At 70.5% G+C, this 18,730-nt stretch carries 16 protein-coding genes and 1 pseudogene; 15 read left to right on the top strand and 2 right to left on the bottom strand.

The window, feature by feature from the left end; translation table 11 throughout:
• The first annotated feature begins 61 nt into the window (after positions 1 to 61).
• The 12 genes from ACWDR4_RS26345 (at position 62) to ACWDR4_RS26290 (ending at position 13,063) form a co-directional block, all read left to right on the top strand.
• Positions 62 to 1,645, top strand: a complete 1,584-nt coding sequence (locus tag ACWDR4_RS26345; protein ID WP_450412229.1) for a glycoside hydrolase family 53 protein — start codon at positions 62 to 64, stop codon at positions 1,643 to 1,645.
• Positions 1,646 to 1,843: 198 nt separating this feature from the next.
• Positions 1,844 to 2,131, top strand: coding sequence for a helix-turn-helix domain-containing protein (locus ACWDR4_RS26340; RefSeq protein ID WP_450412227.1), 288 nt, complete (start codon positions 1,844 to 1,846; stop codon positions 2,129 to 2,131).
• Positions 2,132 to 2,284: 153 nt separating this feature from the next.
• On the top strand, positions 2,285 to 2,713 hold the full coding sequence (gene crcB, locus ACWDR4_RS26335; RefSeq protein WP_450412226.1) for a fluoride efflux transporter CrcB: 429 nt from the start codon (positions 2,285 to 2,287) through the stop codon (positions 2,711 to 2,713).
• Positions 2,710 to 3,066 carry a fluoride efflux transporter CrcB gene (crcB, locus tag ACWDR4_RS26330; protein ID WP_450412224.1) on the top strand — a complete coding sequence of 119 codons (357 nt, stop codon included), beginning with the start codon at positions 2,710 to 2,712 and terminating at the stop codon, positions 3,064 to 3,066. The genes crcB (ACWDR4_RS26335) and crcB (ACWDR4_RS26330) overlap by 4 nt, the downstream gene beginning before the upstream one ends.
• An 85-nt stretch (positions 3,067 to 3,151) precedes the next feature.
• Positions 3,152 to 3,985 (top strand): undecaprenyl-diphosphate phosphatase, encoded by an 834-nt coding sequence (locus ACWDR4_RS26325; protein ID WP_450412222.1) that lies wholly within the window; start codon positions 3,152 to 3,154, stop codon positions 3,983 to 3,985.
• 142 nt (positions 3,986 to 4,127) lie between these two features.
• A complete protein-coding gene (locus tag ACWDR4_RS26320; RefSeq protein WP_450412364.1) occupies positions 4,128 to 4,817 on the top strand; it encodes a FadR/GntR family transcriptional regulator in 690 nt (229 codons plus the stop codon).
• Positions 4,814 to 6,322 (top strand): amino acid permease, encoded by a 1,509-nt coding sequence (locus tag ACWDR4_RS26315; RefSeq protein WP_450412221.1) that lies wholly within the window; start codon positions 4,814 to 4,816, stop codon positions 6,320 to 6,322. The genes ACWDR4_RS26320 and ACWDR4_RS26315 overlap by 4 nt, the downstream gene beginning before the upstream one ends.
• A gap of 50 nt (positions 6,323 to 6,372) precedes the next feature.
• Complete coding sequence (locus ACWDR4_RS26310) at positions 6,373 to 7,395, top strand: asparaginase (RefSeq protein WP_450412362.1); 1,023 nt, start codon at positions 6,373 to 6,375, stop codon at positions 7,393 to 7,395.
• A gap of 136 nt (positions 7,396 to 7,531) precedes the next feature.
• A complete protein-coding gene (gene aspA / locus ACWDR4_RS26305) occupies positions 7,532 to 8,962 on the top strand; it encodes an aspartate ammonia-lyase (RefSeq protein WP_450412220.1) in 1,431 nt (476 codons plus the stop codon).
• A 145-nt stretch (positions 8,963 to 9,107) separates the two neighbouring features.
• A complete protein-coding gene (locus ACWDR4_RS26300) occupies positions 9,108 to 10,040 on the top strand; it encodes a glutaminase (RefSeq protein ID WP_450412218.1) in 933 nt (310 codons plus the stop codon).
• 240 nt (positions 10,041 to 10,280) lie between these two features.
• Complete coding sequence (gene mptB / locus ACWDR4_RS26295) at positions 10,281 to 11,684, top strand: polyprenol phosphomannose-dependent alpha 1,6 mannosyltransferase MptB (protein ID WP_450412360.1); 1,404 nt, start codon at positions 10,281 to 10,283, stop codon at positions 11,682 to 11,684.
• The gene (locus tag ACWDR4_RS26290; RefSeq protein WP_450412216.1) at positions 11,681 to 13,063 is read left to right on the top strand and encodes a glycosyltransferase 87 family protein; all 1,383 of its coding nucleotides are present in this window, start codon (positions 11,681 to 11,683) and stop codon (positions 13,061 to 13,063) included. The genes mptB and ACWDR4_RS26290 overlap by 4 nt, the downstream gene beginning before the upstream one ends.
• Before the next feature lie 83 nt (positions 13,064 to 13,146).
• Here the strand turns inward: ACWDR4_RS26290 and ACWDR4_RS26285 are convergent.
• Together ACWDR4_RS26285 and rho are read right to left on the bottom strand one after the other, a co-directional pair.
• Positions 13,147 to 13,983, bottom strand: a pseudogene (locus tag ACWDR4_RS26285) (D-alanyl-D-alanine carboxypeptidase family protein); the annotation flags it as partial.
• A gap of 237 nt (positions 13,984 to 14,220) precedes the next feature.
• Positions 14,221 to 15,369 carry a transcription termination factor Rho gene (gene rho, locus ACWDR4_RS26280; RefSeq protein WP_450412215.1) on the bottom strand — a complete coding sequence of 383 codons (1,149 nt, stop codon included), beginning with the start codon at positions 15,367 to 15,369 and terminating at the stop codon, positions 14,221 to 14,223.
• A 574-nt stretch (positions 15,370 to 15,943) separates the two neighbouring features.
• Between rho and ACWDR4_RS26275 the strand changes: the two genes are divergently transcribed.
• From ACWDR4_RS26275 to ACWDR4_RS26265, 3 genes are read left to right on the top strand one after another with little or no spacing between them, the layout of a single operon-like run.
• On the top strand, positions 15,944 to 16,723 hold the full coding sequence (locus ACWDR4_RS26275) for an SDR family NAD(P)-dependent oxidoreductase (RefSeq protein ID WP_450412213.1): 780 nt from the start codon (positions 15,944 to 15,946) through the stop codon (positions 16,721 to 16,723).
• Between the two features lie 6 nt (positions 16,724 to 16,729).
• On the top strand, positions 16,730 to 17,143 hold the full coding sequence (locus ACWDR4_RS26270; RefSeq protein ID WP_450412212.1) for a VOC family protein: 414 nt from the start codon (positions 16,730 to 16,732) through the stop codon (positions 17,141 to 17,143).
• A complete protein-coding gene (locus ACWDR4_RS26265; RefSeq protein ID WP_450412210.1) occupies positions 17,140 to 18,684 on the top strand; it encodes an MFS transporter in 1,545 nt (514 codons plus the stop codon). The genes ACWDR4_RS26270 and ACWDR4_RS26265 overlap by 4 nt, the downstream gene beginning before the upstream one ends.
• Positions 18,685 to 18,730: the final 46 nt, after the last annotated feature.

Here is an 18,730-nt window from a genome sequence, read left to right as displayed (position 1 = left end):
CCCTCCTTCCCCTCGGGAGGGACACCCCCAACCCATCACGTCGAAGGGACGACGGACGACGATGTTCCATCCCAGACGCACACCAGGGCGCACCACCAGGCGCGCACTCAAGGCCCTGCTGCTCCCGCTCGCCGCAGGCCTCGCCCTCACCGCCCTGCCCGCCACCTCGGCCCAGGCGGCCAGCACCCTCACCAACGGCGGCTTCGAGGCCGACGGTTCGGGTGCGGCCGTGCCCAACGGCTGGTCGGAGTACGGCAGTACGGCTGCCTCGTACGTGGAGTCCGGTGGCCACGGCGGCAGTTACCGCCTGTCCCACTACTCCGCCTCCGCCTACAAGGTGGAGACCTACCAGTACCTGTCCGGGCTGACCAACGGCAACTACAAGCTCACAGCGTGGGTGCGCTCGGGCGGCGGCCAGAACTCGGCCTACATAGCCCTGAAGAGCTGCGGCAGTTCGGAACAGCGCACTGACCTGCCCGTCTCCGCCAGCGGGTGGATCCGGATCGTCGTGCCGATCGCCGTGACCAACAACCAGTGCACGATCAGCATCAACTCCGATGCCAACGCGGGCAACTGGATCAACGTCGACGACCTGACCTTCGCCTCCGGCACGGGCGGGCTGTCGATCAAGGGCGCGGACATCTCCTCGCTCCCCAAGAGCGAGGCGCTGGGCGGTACTTACAAGACCAGTGGCGGGACGACGAGCGACGCGCTCACCGTCCTCAAGAACTCGGGCATGAACTACGCGCGCGTCAAGGTCTGGGTCAACCCGGCCGACGGCTACAACAACAAGACGCGCGTCCTCGCCATCGCCAAGCGCATCAAGGCGCAGGGCATGAAGCTGCTGGTCGACTTCCACTACTCGGACACCTGGGCCGACCCGGGCGCCCAGTCCAAGCCGGCCGCCTGGGCCGGACACTCGTACAGCCAGCTGAAGACGGACGTCTACAACCACACGTACGACGTCCTCAACGCCCTCAAGGCGCAGGGCACCACCGCCGACATGGTCCAGGTCGGCAACGAGATCAACGGCGGCATGCTGTGGTCCGAGGGCTCGACCGACAACTGGTCGCAGCTCGCCGGGCTGCTCAACTCCGGCTACGACGCGGTCAAGGCGGTCAACTCCGGTACGACCGTCGCGCTGCACCTGGCCAAGGGCGGCGACCTGTCGGGCACCCGCTGGTGGTTCGACAGCGCGGTCTCCAACGGCGTGAAGTTCGACGTGATCGGCCTGTCGTACTACGGCTACTGGCACGGCTCGCTCTACGACTTCCAGACCACCCTGGACGACGCGGCCTCCCGCTACGGCAAGCCGGTGTACGTCGCCGAGACGGCCTACCCCTTCCGTCTCGACAGCGAGGACTCGCACGAGAACATCATCGACCTGAGCGGTGAACTGGTCTCCGGGTACCCGGCGTCCACGGCCGGGCAGTCGGCCTGGTTCCGGGACATCCTGAACATCGTGGAGGCCGTTCCGAACGGCCGTGGCCTGGGCGTCTTCTACTGGGAGGCGACCTGGACCGCGGTCACCGGCAACGGCTGGGACCCCACGGACTCCTCCTCCGGCAACGGCTGGGAGAACCAGGCCCTGTTCGGCTACGACGACAAGGCGCTCCCCGCGATGACGTGGTTCAGCCACCGCTGAGCCCGAAGTGACAGGGGCCCGGACGCCTGAGGGGGGCGGCCGGGCCCCTGCGCATTGCTGTGCAAGGGCTTGCTCGAACTCACGTACGCGACGAGGAGGGTTCGACGTCGGCCAAGAGGTGCGAAGCCCCGGACGCGGTGGCCCGAACTGAGGGACATTGGGAAGTGCGGCACGCGGTGACCGGGACGAGGAGGCGCGATGCTGAAGAGACCGGCGGGCGGGCAACGCCTGGAGATCCTGGAGTGGCTGAAGGACCCGGCCGCGCACTTTCCGCCCCAGCGGCACGGGGATCCGGTCGAGGACGGGGTCACGGCTGCGGCGGTGGCCGCGAAACTCGGGGTTCCGCGGTCTGTCGCCCATTCGCATCTGGGGCTGCTGGCGGGGATCGGGATGGTTCGTACGAAGCGGATTCGGTGGCGGACGTTCTATCGGCCTGACGAGGTGCGGATTGCTGAGGTGGCTCGGATGTTCGAGAAGGGGTGGTGACTTGGTGTGTTGAGTTGGCTGCCGGCCGGTGGGGGCTTGTCGCGCCCCGCGGCGGAGCCGCAGATCGATACAGCCCGCGCCCCTGTCGGGGCGCGTTACTCTGCTGGCCAGCCGTGATTCTCGTTCGCGGCGGTGAGTAGGAGACGTACGACCATGACCGCCCCCGCCACCCCCGTCCTGCGCGGGCAGGCGCCTGTCGTCGCCGTTGTCGCGGTGGGTGGTGCGATCGGGGCCTGTGCCCGGTACGGGGCCGCTCTGCTCTGGCCCGCGCAGACCGGTGGATTTCCCTGGACGACCTTCTGGGTCAACGTCGTCGGCTGTGCCGTGATCGGTGTGTTCATGGTCGTCGTCACCGAGATCTGGGCCGTCCACCCCCTCGTACGGCCCTTCTTCGGCACCGGGGTGCTCGGCGGGTTCACCACCTTCTCGACGTACGCCGTCGACATCCAGAAGCTGATCGACCACGGCCACCCCGGCACCGGGCTCGCCTACCTCGCCGCCACCCTCCTCGCGGCGCTCACCGCCGTGACGCTCGCGGCGACCGCGACGCGCCGGGTCCTGAAGGGTAAGAAGTCGTTGTGAACTGGCTGCTCGTGATCGCGGGCGGAGTGGTCGGCGCGCCCCTCCGGTATCTCACCGACCGGGTGGTCCGGTCCCGGCACGACAGCGCCTTCCCCTGGGGCACCTTCGCCGTCAACATCACCGGCTGTCTGATCCTCGGCCTGCTGACCGGCGCAGCCCCGGGCCAGCACCTCCAGCTGCTCCTGGGTACGGGTTTCTGCGGTGCGCTGACCACGTACTCGACCTTCTCGTACGAGACCCTGCGGCTGGCCGAGGACGGGGCCGGTCTCCTCGCCGCCGCCTATGTGATCGTGAGTGTGGTGGCCGGGTTCGGGGCCGCTTTCGTGGGCGTATGGCTGGGTGGGGCGCTGTAGGGGCGGTCGGAGGGCGTCCGGGTCTTGCCGGCGTGTAGTAGGACTGGCCGCCGCAGCCCGCCCCTCCCCAGCAGAACTGGATTCCATGAGCGCCATCTCCGTCGGTCAGGCCGTCGTCCTCGGAGCCGTCGAGGGGGTGACCGAGTTCCTGCCGGTCTCCTCGACCGGCCATCTGAAGATCACCGAGGGGCTGATGGGAATCCCCGTCGACGACAACGCCGTCGTCGGGTTCTCGGCCGTCATCCAGGTCGGCGCGATCGCCGCCGTGCTCGTCTACTTCTTCAAGGACATCGTCCGGATCGTCTCCGCCTGGGGGAGGGGCCTCGTCAACCGCGACGAGCGCCATCACCACGACTACAAGTTCGCCTGGTGGGTCATCTGCGCCACGATCCCGATCGTCGCCGTGGGCCTCGCCGCCAAGCCGCTGATCGAGGGCCCGCTGGCCTCGCTGTGGGTGGTCGCCGCCTCGCTGATCGTCGGGAGCGGGGTGATGTGGGCCGCGGACCAGATGGGCCGACACAAGCGCGGCGAGGACGACACGTCGTTCAAGGACGCGATGCTGGTGGGCAGTTCACAGATCCTCGCCCTGCTCTTCCCCGGCTTCTCCCGCTCCGGCGCCACCATGTCGACGGCGCTGATCCTCGACCTCGACCGGGTCACCGCCACCCGGCTCTCCTTCTTCCTCGGCATCCCCGCCCTGACCGGCGCCGGGCTGTACGAGCTGAAGGACGCCCTGGGCGCGGGCGTGGGCGTCGCGCCGCTGGCCGTCGGCACGGCGGTCTCCTTCGTCGTCGCCTACGCCTCCATCGCCTGGCTGCTGAAGTTCGTCGCCAAGCACTCCTTCGACGCGTTCGTGATCTACCGGATCGTCGTCGGAGTACTGCTCTTCGGGCTGCTGGGCGCGGGCGTACTGAACTGACGCGGGGCGGGCTGTGGGGGCCGGTGTGAGGATGGCCCCCACCCCGCACCCTTGACAGCCCCGTCCCGGCACCCGGAGTATCACCCCCGTGAACCTGTCAGACAGCCAGACAGGTGGCTCGGTGCCGCGGCGCGTCAGCGCGATGGAAGCGGTCCTCGGTCATCTGCGCAGCGCCATCGAGCGCGGAGACTATGCCGTGGGGGACAAGCTCCCCTCCGAGGCCGAGCTGTGCCGACGCCTGGAGGTGAGCCGGCCCGTGCTGCGGGAGGCCCTGCGGGCCCTGCAGACCATGGGCCTGACCGTCTCCCGGACCGGCAAGGGCACCTTCGTGGTGTCCAGCACCGTCGAGGACCCCACCTTCGGCGACTACGCAGCCAGCGACCTCCTCGAAGTCCGTCGGCACGTAGAGATCCCGGTCGCCGGCTACGCGGCCGTACGACGCACCCCCGAGGACCTCGACCACCTCGCCCACCTGCTCGACCGTATGGAGCACGAGACCGACACCACCGCGTGGGTCGCCATGGACACCCTCTTCCATCTGGCCGTGGCGCAGGCCGCCCAGAACCCGGTGTTCCGCCGGGTGATCGAGGAGATCCGGGACGCGCTGGCCCGTCAGTCGGCCTTCCTGAACGAGCTGGGCGGCCGGCGCGAGCAGTCCAACCGCGAACACCGGGCGATCGTCGAGGCCCTGATCGACCGCAGTGAGGACGACGCGGTGGACGCCATGTCCCACCATCTCGACCGGGTCTCCCGGACCCTCACCGACATCGTGCGCCCCGCGCACACGGACACCCCCCACGAGACATCCCCGGAAGGCGGACCCGAGGCGTGAGCGAACAATCCCTGCAAGACGGGCCGGCGGACCGCACGGCGACGACAAAGGCCGTGCACGTCGACGCCGGTGACGCGGGCTACAGCAAGTCGCTGAAGTCCCGGCACGTCAACATGATCGCCATCGGCGGTGCCATCGGCACCGGCCTGTTCCTCGGCGCGGGCGGCCGGCTGGCCGACGCCGGCCCGTCCCTGTTCATCGCCTACGCGGTGTGCGGAATCTTCGCCTTCCTCGTCGTCCGGGCGCTGGGCGAACTCGTCCTGTACCGGCCCTCGTCCGGCGCGTTCGTGTCGTACGCCCGTGAGTTCCTGGGCGAGAAGGGCGCGTACACCGCAGGCTGGATGTACTTCCTGAACTGGGCCACCACCGGCATCGCCGACATCACCGCGGTGGCCACCTACACCCACTTCTGGGGCATGTTCTCCGACATCCCGCAGTGGGTGATCGCGCTGATCGCCCTGGCGGTCGTCCTCACCGTGAACCTGATCTCGGTGAAGATCTTCGGCGAGCTGGAGTTCTGGTTCGCCATCGTCAAGGTCAGCGCCCTCGTCATCTTCATGCTGATCGGCATCTTCCTGCTGGTCACCCAGCACGAGGTCGACGGCACCACCCCCGGCCCGTCCCTGATCACCGACAACGGCGGCGTCTTCCCCAACGGCCTGCTGCCCATGCTGCTGATCATCCAGGGCGTCGTCTTCGCCTACGCCTCCGTCGAACTGGTCGGTGTCACGGCGGGCGAGACCGAGAACCCCGAGAAGATCATGCCGAAGGCGATCAACTCGATCATGTGGCGCGTGGGCATCTTCTACGTCGGCTCGGTGCTCCTCCTGTCGATGCTGCTGCCGTGGAACAAGTACACGTCGGGCGAGAGCCCCTTCGTGACCGTCCTCTCCAACATCGGCATCCCGGCGGCCGGCGGTGTGATGAACCTGGTCGTCCTCACGGCGGCCATGTCGTCCCTCAACTCGGGCCTGTACTCCACCGGCCGCATCCTGCGCTCCATGGCGATGTCCGGCTCCGCGCCCAGTTTCACCGGCAACATGAGCCGCAGCCAGGTCCCGTACGGCGGCATCCTGCTCACCAGCGGCGTCTGCGTACTCGGCGTCGGCCTCAACTTCGTCGTCCCCGACGACGCGTTCGAGATCGTGCTCAACTTCGCGGCGATCGGCATCCTGGCCACCTGGGGCATGATTATGGTCTGCCACCTGGTGTTCTGGCGGAAGACCGAGAACGGCGAGCTGACCCGCCCGAGCTACCGCCTCCCCGGCTCCCCCTGGACCGAACTCGTGACGCTGGCCTTCCTCGCCTCCGTCCTGGTCCTGATGTACGCCGACGGCGGCGCCGGCCGCACCACCGTGCTGTGTCTCCCGCTGATCGCCGGGGCACTGGTCGCGGGCTGGTACGGCGTCCGCGCCCAGGTGGCCCGCAAGGCCGCCGAAGGCACCCCTTCCACCCCTTCCAACCCGTCCACCGGATCGAGCGGGTCGGCCGGGGCCGACGCGTGAACCACGCAGTGATGCAGGATGCAGTAATGCAGGAAGCAGCGCAGGCAGGCATGTACGGCAGTTCTCTCGCGGACGCTCCCGCGATCCGCGAACCCCTCCACTCTCCCGTCGCGCACCTCGTGCGCGGCGGGGTCATCGAGGGCATCCACTACGGTTCCGTCGTCGTCCTCGGCGCCGACGGCCGGGTGGAGCTGCAGGTCGGCGACATCGAGGCGGCCTTCTATCCGCGCTCGGCGCTGAAGCCGGTCCAGGCGGTGGCGATGCTGCGGGCGGGTCTGCCCCTCGACGGCGAGCTGCTGTCCCTGACCGCCGCCAGCCACTCCGGCGAGGAACGCCACCTGGCCGGCACCCGCCGCATCCTGGAGCTGGCCGGTCTCACCGAGGACGACCTGCGCAACGTCCGGGACCTGCCGTTCGACCCGGTCGTCCGGGACACCTGGATACGCGAGGGCCGGCCGCCGTCCCGCCTCGCCCAGAACTGCTCCGGCAAGCACGCGGCCATGCTCTACACCTGCAAGCTCAACGGCTGGTCCCTCGACACCTACCTCGACCCCGCCCACCCCCTCCAGCAGGCGATCGCCGAGATCGTCGAGGACCTCACCGGTCAGCGCATCGCCCAGGTGACCGTCGACGGATGCGGCGCGCCCCTCTTCTCCATCTCCCTGCACGGCCTGGCCCGCGCCGCCGCCCGGATCACCACCGCCGCCCCGGACACCCCGGAGGCGCTCGTCGCCGACGCGATGCGCGACCACGCCGAGATGGCCTCCGGCTCCGGCCGGGACGTGGCCGCGCTGATGCGGGCGGTGCCCGGGCTGCTCAGCAAGGACGGCTTCGAGGGCGTCGAGGTCGCCGCCCTGCCGGACGGCCGCTCCGTCGCGGTGAAGATCGCCGACGGTGCGAACCGGGCCCGTGTGCCGGTGACGGCGGCGGCGCTTGTCCGGGCCGGTGTCGATGCGTCGGCGCTCACCGGGTTCGCGGGTGAACCGTTGCTCGGCGGCGGCGAACCGGTCGGTAGTGTCCGTGTCGTCCGTGCCCTGGACCCGCTTCCGGCTCATCAGGTCCGGCCCGCGTAGTTCTTCGGCCCCCGGCCGGTGCGGGCTGGTCGCGCCCGCGCGGCGGAGCCGCATATCGACACAGCCCCGCGCCCCTTCGGGGCGCGTCCACAGCACGCCCATCAGGACCACCCACCCGAAAGAGGCCCGCCCCACCATGACCGCAGCAGCCCAGCGCAGCGCCGCCGCAGTCCACCGCAGTGAACACGATCTGCTCGGCGACCGTGATGTTCCCGCCGAGGCGTACTGGGGTGTCCACACCCTGCGTGCCACGGAGAACTTTCCCATCACGGGTATGACCATCTCCGCCTACCCGCACCTCATCGACGCCCTCGCCGCCGTCAAGGAGGCCGCCGCCCTCGCCAACGAGGAACTCGGCCTCCTCGAACCGAAGAAGGCCGCCGCGATAGTCGAGGCGTGCCGGGAGATCCGCGGTGGCAGGCTGCACGACCAGTTCGTGGTGGACGTCATCCAGGGCGGGGCCGGCACCTCGACGAACATGAACGCCAACGAGGTCGTCGCCAACCGGGCGTTGGAGCTGCTGGGCCACGAGAAGGGCCAGTACCAGCACCTGCACCCCAACGAGGACGTCAACCTCGGCCAGTCCACCAACGACGTCTACCCGACCGCCGTCAAGGTCGCGACCGTCTTCGCCGTGCACGAACTGCTCAAGGCGATGGCCGTCCTCCAGGACGCCTTCGCCCGCAAGGCAGTCGAGTTCCACGACGTGCTGAAGATGGGCCGTACGCAGCTCCAGGACGCGGTGCCGATGACGCTCGGGCAGGAGTTCTCGGCGTACGCCGTGATGATCGAGGAGGACCGCAGCCGCCTCGCGGAGGCGGTCGAGCTGATCCACGAGATCAACCTCGGCGCCACCGCGATCGGTACGGGCCTCAACGCCCCCGCCGGATACGCCGAGTCGGCCCGCCGCCACCTCGCCGCGATCACCGGACTGCCGCTCGTCACGGCCGCCAACCTGGTCGAAGCCACCCAGGACTGCGGGGCGTTCGTCCAGATGTCGGGCGTGCTGAAGCGGATCGCGGTCAAGCTCTCCAAGAGCTGCAACGACCTGCGCCTGCTCTCCTCCGGGCCGCGCGCGGGCCTCGGCGAGATCAACCTGCCGCCGGTGCAGGCGGGTTCGTCGATCATGCCGGGCAAGGTGAACCCGGTGATCCCCGAGGTCGTCAATCAGGTCGCCTTCGAGGTGATCGGCAACGACGTGACCATCACGATGGCCGCGGAGGCGGGTCAGCTCCAGCTCAACGCCTTCGAGCCGATCATCCTGCACTCCCTCTCGGAGTCCATCACCCACCTGCGCGCCGCCTGCCTCACGCTCGCCGAGCGCTGCGTCGACGGCATCACCGCCAACACGGAGGCGCTGCGCGCGAGCGTCGAGAACTCCATCGGCCTGGTCACCGCCCTCAACCCCCACATCGGCTACACGGCGGCCACCGACATCGCCAAGGAGGCCCTCGCCACCGGCCGGGGCGTCGCCGAACTAGTCCTGGAGAAGGGTCTGTTGCCGGCGGAGCGCCTCGCGGAGCTACTGCGCCCGGAGATAGTGGCGGGCACGGGCGCGCCCCTTTAGGGGCGCGGGGCTGTGTCGATATGCGGCTCCGCCGCGCGGGCGCGACAAGCCCCCACCGGGCCGCGGATTCATCACCACCTCCCCAACGAAGCGCCCAGCACACACAAACGCGCACCAGGACCGGCCCAGAGGGACAATGGCGATCATGGAACCCGCTCAGTCGCCCCCGACCTTCCAGCCGGTCCTGGACCGAATCGCCGAGGAGATCGCCCGCACCCCGGGATGCGGGCGCCCCGCCGACTACATCCCGGCCCTCGCGTCGCAAGACCCCCGCAGCTTCGGCATGGCCGTCGCCGAACTCGACGGCACGGTGTACGGCGTGGGGGACTGGCGGCAACCGTTCTCCGCGCAGTCCGTCACCAAGGTCTTCACCCTCGCCCTCGACCTGGCCCGCGAGGGCGACGAACTCTGGGAGCACGTGGGCCGCGAACCCTCGGGAAACCCCTTCAACTCCCTGATCCAGCTGGAGTACGAGAACGGCATCCCGCGCAACCCGTTCATCAACGCGGGCGCCCTCGTCGTCACCGACCGCCTGCACACCCGTACCGGCGACGCGGCCGGCGCACTCCTCGACTTCCTGCGCACGGAGTCGGGCAACGCTGGCCTGACCTTCGACAAGGAGGTGGCCGCCTCCGAGGCCGGACGCGGCCACCGCAACGCCGCCCTGGCCCACTTCATGGCCTCGTACGGCAACATCGACAACCCGGTCCCGGACCTGCTGGAGCAGTACTTCCGCCAGTGCTCGGTCGAGGCGTCCTGCGCCGACCTGGCCCTCGCGACCGGCTTCCTGGCCCGCCACGGCGTCCGCGCCGACGGTACCCGCCTCCTCACCCGCAGCCAGGCCAAACAGATCAACGCCATCATGCTGACCTGCGGCACGTACGACGCCGCAGGCGACTTCGCCTACCGAGTGGGCCTCCCCGGGAAGAGCGGAGTGGGCGGCGGCATCATCGCCGTGGTCCCCGGCCGCTGCACGCTGTGCGTATGGAGCCCCGGCCTGGACGAGAGGGGCAACTCGGTAGCAGGCGTGACAGCTCTGGCCCGCTTCACCACACTGACGGGAGTGTCCGTCTTCTGACCAGGAAGCGGACGGCTTTCAGGAGGGGGCGAGTCGTGGCTTCTCAGGGTCACGAGCGGCCACTTGCAGGCGACGGCGAGGTGTCGCTTTCAGGGGCGCGGGGAACTGCGCGACAAGCCCCCACCGGCCGGCAGCCGACGAACCACCCACAGACGCTCACCCGCCGGTAACTCCCAGGCCCCCACCCGGATCGCACCCCGTAGCCTCCCGGCCACCCACCCTTGCCACCCTGACCAAGTGCTGGCCAAGGCTCCCCCGACCACCCTCCCCCGCTGCCAGGCCGTAGGCCTGATCGGCACCGCATGCCTCGCGCTGGGAGGCGAGACCGCCGGGGCCCTCCCCGTACGAGAACTCATCGCCCCCTCCACCGGCCGCGCAGCGCTGGGCCTCGTCGGTGTCTACTTCGGCGTCGTCCTCCTGATCGCCGCCTGGGCCCTGCTCGGCAGACTGGTCCGCGGCCCGGAGCCGCCCACCGTACGGTCCCTGATGCTCGTCCTCGCCGTCTGGGCGACCCCGCTCCTCCTCGCCCCGCCCCTCTTCAGCCGCGACGTCTACAGCTATCTCGCCCAGGGCGCGATGGTCGAGGCGAACATGGACGTGTACACACACGGCCCGGCCCTGCTCGGCGGCCCGCTCGCCGCCGAGGTCGCCCCGGTGTGGCAGCAGACCGGCGCCCCGTACGGCCCCGTGTTCCTCGCCGTCGCGTCCGGGCTCTCCGGACTGACCCGGGGCGAGATCCCGGCAGGACTGTTCGGCATGCGGCTGGTCGCGCTGCTCGGCGTGGCCCTGATGGCGGCGGCCCTGCCCCGCCTCGCCCGGCACAGCGGCGCCGACCCGGCCGCCGCGCTCTGGCTCGGCGCCCTCAACCCGCTGGTCCTGCTGCATCTGGTGGCCGGCGCCCACAACGACGCGATCATGCTCGGGCTGCTGGGCGTCGGCCTGGTCGCCGCACTGGGCCGGTGGCCGGTCCTGGGCGCCGTACTCGTCACGCTCGCCGCCCTCGTCAAGGCACCGGCAATCCTGGGCCTCGCGGCGGTCGTGGCCCTGCAGATCCGCGCGGGCCGCGGTCCGGTGCGGGCGGTACTGACCACGGCGGGCGCGGCAGCCGCCACCACTGTGGCTGTCACCACGCTGACCGGCACCGGATACGGCTGGATAGGCGCCCTGAAAACCCCGGTGTCACCCCAGAACTGGGCCCTCACCAGCCTCCTCGGCCGCGCCACGGCCGCCGTGCTCACGGAGATCGGCAGCGATCTCGCGCCGATGGCTGTCCCTGCCTGGCATCTGCTGGGCATCGCGCTCACCGTCCTCGCCATCGCCCACATATGGCTGCGCCGTCCACGCCTCAGCCCGGTGTACGCGCTCGGTCTGAGCCTGGCCGTCGTGGTCGTCCTCGGCCCGGCGATCCGGCCCTGGTACGCCCTGTGGGCCCTGTTCCTCATCGCCGCCGCCGCGCCCAGCACCTCGGTACGGCACCGGCTCGCGGCCGTCACGGGAGTCGTCGCGCTCCTCGCCCTGCCCAGCGGCGCGCCCGCCGGCACCGGGGAACTGGTCCTGGCCGTCTCCGGCGGCGCGCTGGCCGTCGTCGTCCTCTGGCAGGCCCACCAGGCGGCCCAGGCACCCCTGCGGGAGAGCACGGTATGAGCACTGTCCGACTGCCCCGGACCGACCGGGGACGGCTCCTCCTCGTGCTCGCCCTCGCCGTCGCGGTGACCGTGTTCACGGCGACCGTGCCCCTGCTGCGCGGCTGGTTCGACCTGCGCGTCTACTACGGAACCATCGACACCTGGGTCCACCACGGCGGCCGGATCTACGACTACCGGGTGCCCGGCACCACGTACGGCTTCACCTATCCGCCGTTCGCCGCCGTCAGCATGCTGCCGATGGCCCTGCTCGGGCTGCACGCCGCCATCACGGCCGCGCTGCTGCTCAACCTGGCGGCGCTCGGCGCGGTGGTGTGGATGACGGCCGGGCCGGTGCTGCGCCACCACGGCTGGTACGGCTGGGCCTTGACCGGCTGCGCGCTGGCCCTGTTCGAACCCGTCCGTGACACCTTCAGCTTCGGCCAGGTGAACCTCGTACTGCTGGCCCTCGTCCTCGTCGACGCCTGGCTGCTGACGACCGGCAGGGCCCGCTGGGCGGGCATCGGGATCGGACTCGCCGCCGCCGTCAAGCTGACGCCCGCCCTCTTCATCGGGCTGCTGCTCCTCGCCGGGCGGCGGCGGGCCGCTGGGATCGCGACGGCCGTCGCCGGTGCGGCGACCGGGCTCGCGGTGTGGGTCGCACCGGACGCCTCGCGCTTCTACTGGAGCGAGGCCCTGTGGGACACCCAGCGCATCGGCAGACTCGCGTACGTCTCGAACCAGTCGCTCCAGGGCGTGCTGGCGCGGCTGGCCGTGCCGGGCGAACCGAGCCGTGCCGTGTGGCTGGTGGTGGTCGTGGTCGTCCTCGCCGTCTGGGCGTGGCGGGCCCGGCGGGCCGTGGCGGCGGGGGACTGGTGGGCCGCGTTCGCCCTCACCGGGCTGACCGCCTGTCTGGTCAGCCCGATCACCTGGGTGCACCATCTCGTCTGGCTGCTCCCGTCGTTCGCCGTCCTGCTGCGCACCGGGCACGCGCGCGTGGCGGGCGCCCTGTACGCGGTGCTGTGCACGAGCGTGGTGTGGCTGTGGTTCGACGACGCGTCCGGCGTCGACGGGTTCATCGGCGGCAGCGCGTACGTCTGGGTCACCCTCGGGCTGCTGCTGTGGCTGCCTGCGGGCGGCGCGGATCAGGCCCGCCGTACGCCCGCGATCCGCAGCGCCAGCGACACCGCTGCGGCCCCGAGCACGGCCGCGCCCACGATCGTCCAGGTCTCCGGCCAGCCCGGCCCGGTCCCGGACGCCACGGTGGCGGCCACCGGCACCGAGCGCGGCGCCTGCGGACCGGCCTGCGGTACGGGCCGTGAGACGGCCAGTGAGCCGACGGGATCGACGCGTCCGGCGGCTCCGAAGCCCCAGTCGAGCAGCGAGCGGGCCTCCTCGTAGACGGCGTATCCGCCGCCCTCCTGAGGGTTCATCACCGTGACGACCAGGGTGCGCCCGCCCCGGCGCGCGGCGGCGACCAGCGTGTTGCCCGCCTTGCTGGTGTAGCCGTTCTTGACGCCGACGACGCCGGGGTAGCGCCCGACGCCGTCGGCACCGGTCAGCAGCCGGTTGGTGTTCTGGATCTCGTACGACCAGCCGCCCCCGCCGGGGAACTTCGCCCGGGCCGTGCCGCAGTAGTCGACGAAGTCCGCGTTGTGCAGCCCCGCCCGCCCGAACACCGCGAGGTCGTACGCCGACGACACCTGCCCCGGCATGTCGTACCCGTCGGGTGAGCGCACGTGCGTGTCGCGGGCGCCCAGGGAGCGGGCCTTGGCCCGCATCCGGACGGCGGTGTCGCGCCAGCCCCCGCTCATGGCGGCCAGGACGTGCACGGCGTCGTTCCCGGAGTTGAGGAACACACCCCGCCACAGGTCGGCGACACGGTACGTACGCCCCGCCGCGACCCCGACCAGACTGCTGCCGGCCCCGATGCCCGCCAACTCGTCCTCGGTGACCTTGTGCCGGAGGCCGGCGGGCAGCGTCGGCAGCACGGTGAGCGCGAAGAGCGTCTTGAGCGTGCTGGCCGGGGGCAGCTTGCGGTGCGAGTTGTGCGCGGCGAGCACGTCACCGGTGCGGGCGTCGGCGACCAGCCAGGACAGTGCGGACACGTCCCGTGGGAGGCGGGGGGTGCCGGGGCGGAGGCGGGCATGGGTGCCGGAGCGGTACAGCAGCCGCGCGTCCGCCGCTGACGGCTTGGTCGCGTCGGCGGTCGTGTCGGTGGTGGTGCCGGCGGACGCCTGGGCGGGGGCGAGGGCCAGGACGCCTGTCGCGCACAGGGCGCAGCAGGAGATGGCGATGCGGGAGGAGAATCTGATCGTCATACCGCAAACGTAGGAATGGACGTGCCGTACGGGGTGGTGCCGGGGCCGAGGGCGGGGTCCGAACACCCGTATGCGCTAGCGCTCCGCTGCGTGGGGCGGTTTTTGGGTGCGGGTCTGTGGGGGCTGGTCGCGCCCGCGCGGCGGAGCCGCATATCGATACAGCCCCGCGCCCCTGTCGGGGCGCTGCGCGCCCCCGACATCGGTAGGACTGCCCCGCGCTCCTCCCGTCAGGCTCGTTCAGCTGGCCGTGGGTAGCGTCGGCTGGATTCGGCGTAGGAAGGTCGCGTTGTCCGGGGTGTCGCGGAGGCGTTCCAGGAGGGTTTCCATGCTCGACTGGCCGTCTCGTGTCTGGAGGGCTCGCCGAAGTCCCTGTACGGTCGTCAACTCGGTCGGGGGCAGTAGGAGTTCCTCGCGGCGGGTGCCGGACGGGGTGATGTCGACGGCCGGGTACACGCGCCGGGACGCCAGCTCGCGGCTCAGCCGCAGCTCCATGTTGCCGGTGCTCTTCAGCTCCTCGAAGAAGAAGTCGTCGGCGCGCGAGCCCGTCTCCACCAGGGCGGTGGCGAGGATGGTCAGCGAACCGCCCTCCTCGGCGAGGCGTGCGGCGCCGAACAGCCGCTTCGGCCCGTGCAGCGCGGCGGCGTCGACTCCGCCGCTGAGGGTACGGCCACCGGAGGCCGCCGCGTTGTTGTGGGCGCGGCACAGCCGGGTGAGGGAGTCCAGGAGGATGACGACGTCCTCGCCCGCCTCGACGAGCCGCTTGGCCCGCTCGATGACGAGTTCGGCGAGGGCGATGTGCTGCTTGGGCGCCTTGTCGAAGGTCGAGGCGTACACCTCGCCGCGCACGGAGCGCCGCATGTCGGTGACCTCCTCGGGCCGCTCGTCGAGCAGCACCACCATCAGGCGGCACTCGGGGTGGTTGCCGGCGACGGCCGCCGCGACCTGCTGGAGCAGTACGGTCTTGCCGGTCTTGGGCGGGGCCACGATCAGCCCGCGCTGACCCTTGCCGACGGGCGTGACCAGGTCGGTGACGCGTCCGGCGAGTCCGGCCGCCGGGTGTTCGAGGCGGAGCCTCTCACGCGGGTGCAGCGGGGTGAGGTCGCGGAAGTGGCGACGGCCGCGCAGCTCTTCGGGCGTACGGCCGTTGACCAGCCCGACCTCGGTCAGGGCACGCTGGGAGCCGCGGGCGCCGGCGACGAGGTCGCCCTTGCGCAGGCCGTACCGGCGGATGAGTGCCGGGGAGACCTGGAGGTCGGTGGGGGAGGGCAGGCAGCTGTCGGCGGCCCGCAGGTACCCCTTCCCGTTGCTGTCGATGTCGAGGACACCGGTCGCGATGCGGGTCGGGGGCAGTTGTTCCACAGGGGGGTGTTCGAGTGTGGTGGTCATGAGACTGGGGTCCTTTCACGGACGAGGACACATGCCGCACGATGCGTGAGGCACGCAGAGAAAGAGGAAGGGGGAAGCCGCTAGAACTGAGCGCGCCGAGCACACTGCGGGCGGCGAAGACAGCAACACCTCGGGTACGGCAGAACTACGTCGCCGCTGGTGAGGTGGTACCGGGAGAGCCGATGCGCCGATCGGAAACCGACGGGCGGATCAACGAACTGAGAAGGAAACTGCACCGGCGCCCAAGAGAGGGGCGTACACAAGTGCTGCTAGCACCGTACCACACGGTGCGCGGGTGCGACTGTGAGTTGCAACTCAGCGGCGCGCGAGGAGGCCGTACGGCAGCGGGAGTTCACCCGTGCGCTTGTGGAAGACGATGCAGTCGGGGGTATCGCCAGGCCCACGCGAACCCCAAACAGGTCACAGGAACCGCCAAGCCTCGACTTCCTGGACTCCGGGCCCGCATACCAGCCATACGAACCCCCGATGGACCTGAAGCGACGCATTTCTTGTTCTGCCCAATGGCCGTACCTACGCTTCCACCACCGCACTCCGGCGGCACTGGACAAGGGACATGGCAACCATGGGTCGACTCGCCGGGAAAATCGCTTTCATCAGTGGAACGGGGGCCGGAATAGGTCGCGCCGCGGCCCACGTATTCGCCGCGGAAGGTGCCACGGTATTCGGCTGCGATCTTGACGAGGACAGCGCGGCCGAAACCGTCGAACTCGTCGAGAAGGCCGGCGGAATCATGCGGTCCCTCGCCCCCGTGGATCTCTCCACCGAAAGCGGCGCCCGGGAATGGATCGACGCCGGGATCGAGGCCTTCGGCGGGATCGACATCCTCTACAACAACGCCTCCGCGCTACGGAACGGACCGTTCGAGTCCCAGCCCGCCGAGGACTGGTACTTCACCATCCGTAACGAACTGGACATCCCCTACTTCTGTACGCGCGCGGCCTGGCCGCACCTGATCGCGCGCGGCGGCGGCGTCGTCCTCAACGTGGCCTCCGTGGCCGCCGTACGCGGGGCGCCCTTCATGCCGATGGTGCCCCACGGGGCCGCCAAGGGCGGGGTGCTGGCGATGAGCAAGCACCTGTGCGCGGCCGGCGCCCCGCACCACATCCGCGTCAACACCATCGCCCCCGGCATGACCCGCACCTCGGCCACCGCCCCCTTCCTCGACGATCCGGACGGCCCCCGGGCCCAGTTGGAGGCCCGTATCCCCGTCGGGCGGGTCGGCGAACCCGAGGACATCGCCCGGGCCGCGGCCTTCCTCTGCTCCGACGAGGCGGCCTTCGTCAACGGCGCCAACCTCATGGTCGACGGCGGCGACAGCGCGATGGCGGGCTGAACGGACGTGACCACCCGACTCGACCACGTGGGCGTCAACGTACGCGATCTGCCCGCCCAAACCGCCTGGTACCAGGGTGCGTTCGGCCTGAAGACCGTCTTCGAGTTCCACCTCGAAGGACCCGGACTGAGGGGTGTCGTCCTTGAGCATCCCGACGGCTGGCGCCTCGAACTGCTCGCCCGGACCGGTTCCGCCCCGGGCCTGCGCGCACCGGACCCGCCGACCGCCGCGCTCACCGAGGGATACGGGCACTTCGCGGTCACCACCCCCGAACTCGACCCCGTTCACGACGCCTTGGTCGCCCATGGAGCGGGCGAGGTCACGAAACCGGGGCCGTCCCCCGAACCGGGCGTGCGTATGGCCTGGGTCAGTGACCCCGAGGGAAATCTCATCGAACTCATAGAGAAGAAGCCGCGATGACCCTGACAACGAAATCGATCTCCCCGAACAGACTCGACAGAGGAACGCTGATAGCCTGCTGCCTCGCGGTCGCGGCGGCGCAATTGTGCATTACCGTTCCCTCGCCCATCAACGGGGAAATCCAGGCCGCATTCGGGGCCTCCGGTTCCCAAGTGGCTTGGGTGACCTCCGCCTTCATTCTCCCCACCGCCATTCTGGAACTGAATTTCGGTGTGGTCGGAGATCTCTTCGGCCGTAAGCGCCTGCTGGTCCTCGGCGGACTGATCCTGGCCCTCGGTGAACTTCTCAACGCCACCGCGCAGAGCATCGGCATGCTCTGGACCGGCCAGGCCCTCGCCGGTATCGGTGCCGCCGCGCTCTTCCCCAGCTCCCTCGCGGTCATCGCCGCGGCCACCCCGGACCAGAAGGACCGGGCGAGAGCCGTGTCCACCTGGGCACTGAGCATCTCCCTCGCCTCTGCCGCCGGACCGCTGTCCTCCGGTGTCCTCGCCACGGTCGCCGACTTCCGCTGGGCGTTCGTCCCGCCGGTCGTCCTCGGACTGGTCGTCGCCGTCGCGTCCTGGAAGCTCGTCACCGACTCCAAGGCACCCGAGGGCCGCACACTCGACTGGCCCGGCCAGATCACCATCGCCGTCGGCCTCACCGCCCTGCTCTGGGGCATCATCGAGGGCGGCGAACGCGGCTGGAGCAGCGCGGCGATCGTCGGCTCCCTCTCCCTGGCCGCGATCGCCCTCGTCGGGTTCGTCGTCGCCGAACTGCGCGCCACGTCACCGATGTTCAACCTGGAGCTGCTGAAGATCCCCTCGTTCGCGGCGGCGGCCGTCGTCGCCCTCGCCGGGATGTTCGGCTTCATCGGCACCGCGTACTGCGTGTCGATCCGGCTCGGCGCGGTCATGCACCTGAGCGCCCTGAAGGCCGGCATGCCCTTCGTCATCCTCCAGTTGATCCCACTGCTCCTCGCCCCCGTGCTGAGCAGAATGCTGACCAGGATCGACGCCCGCTGGCTGCTGATGGGCGGGCTGCTGCCCATGGCCGCCGGCCAGTTCTGGATCGCCGCCCTGCCCATCACCACCACCTCCCTCGCGGCCTTCATCGGCCCGGTGCTGCTGCTCGGCGTCGGCTTCATCTGTGTGGTCTCCTCGCTGACCTCCGCCGCCGTCAACGCCGTACCGATCCACATGACCGGCATGGCCAGCGGCGCCACCAGCCTCGTCCGCGAGTTCGGGCAGGGCCTCGGTCCGGCCGTCATCAGCACGATCGCGATGAGCGCCGCGTCCTCCGCGCTGGTCGGCAAGCTCAGCGGGGCCGACGCGGGGATGGAGGCGGCGGCAGGACCGCTCGCCGTCGTCAACGCGGGCAGCGACAGCGCCCGGGCGGCAGCCCAGACAGCGCTCGGCCACGGTATGGCGGTCGGCGTGGTGATCTGCGGCTGTGCCTCCCTGCTCGGCGCGGTGGTCACCCTGCTGCTGGTCCGCAAGAACACCGCTCGGTCGGAGGTCGACACGACCGGGGAGACGGCGGTGCAGCCCGCGACCGCGTGAGCCGTAGGGCGTACACGAGGAGGAGGCCGGGGCAGCTGCCCCGGCC

It is taken from the genome of Streptomyces sp. NPDC000878 (assembly GCF_053599695.1).
The sequence above is the reverse complement of the archived record's forward strand: the minus strand, read 5'-3'. Positions and strand labels throughout refer to the sequence as shown.

Excerpts from the sequence above, each read along its gene's own strand:
- ACWDR4_RS26300 (WP_450412218.1), top strand. The coding sequence starts at position 9,108 with ATGGAACCCGCTCAGTCGCCCCCGACCTTCCAGCCGGTCCTGGACCGA.
- crcB (WP_450412226.1), top strand. The coding sequence starts at position 2,285 with ATGACCGCCCCCGCCACCCCCGTCCTGCGCGGGCAGGCGCCTGTCGTC.
- ACWDR4_RS26340 (WP_450412227.1), top strand. The coding sequence starts at position 1,844 with ATGCTGAAGAGACCGGCGGGCGGGCAACGCCTGGAGATCCTGGAGTGG.
- ACWDR4_RS26265 (WP_450412210.1), top strand. The coding sequence starts at position 17,140 with ATGACCCTGACAACGAAATCGATCTCCCCGAACAGACTCGACAGAGGA.
- rho (WP_450412215.1), bottom strand. The coding sequence starts at position 15,369 with ATGACCACCACACTCGAACACCCCCCTGTGGAACAACTGCCCCCGACC.
- ACWDR4_RS26320 (WP_450412364.1), top strand. The coding sequence starts at position 4,128 with ATGGAAGCGGTCCTCGGTCATCTGCGCAGCGCCATCGAGCGCGGAGAC.
- ACWDR4_RS26310 (WP_450412362.1), top strand. The coding sequence starts at position 6,373 with ATGTACGGCAGTTCTCTCGCGGACGCTCCCGCGATCCGCGAACCCCTC.
- ACWDR4_RS26275 (WP_450412213.1), top strand. The coding sequence starts at position 15,944 with ATGGCAACCATGGGTCGACTCGCCGGGAAAATCGCTTTCATCAGTGGA.
- ACWDR4_RS26345 (WP_450412229.1), top strand. The coding sequence starts at position 62 with ATGTTCCATCCCAGACGCACACCAGGGCGCACCACCAGGCGCGCACTC.
- ACWDR4_RS26290 (WP_450412216.1), top strand. The coding sequence starts at position 11,681 with ATGAGCACTGTCCGACTGCCCCGGACCGACCGGGGACGGCTCCTCCTC.
- aspA (WP_450412220.1), top strand. The coding sequence starts at position 7,532 with ATGACCGCAGCAGCCCAGCGCAGCGCCGCCGCAGTCCACCGCAGTGAA.
- ACWDR4_RS26325 (WP_450412222.1), top strand. The coding sequence starts at position 3,152 with ATGAGCGCCATCTCCGTCGGTCAGGCCGTCGTCCTCGGAGCCGTCGAG.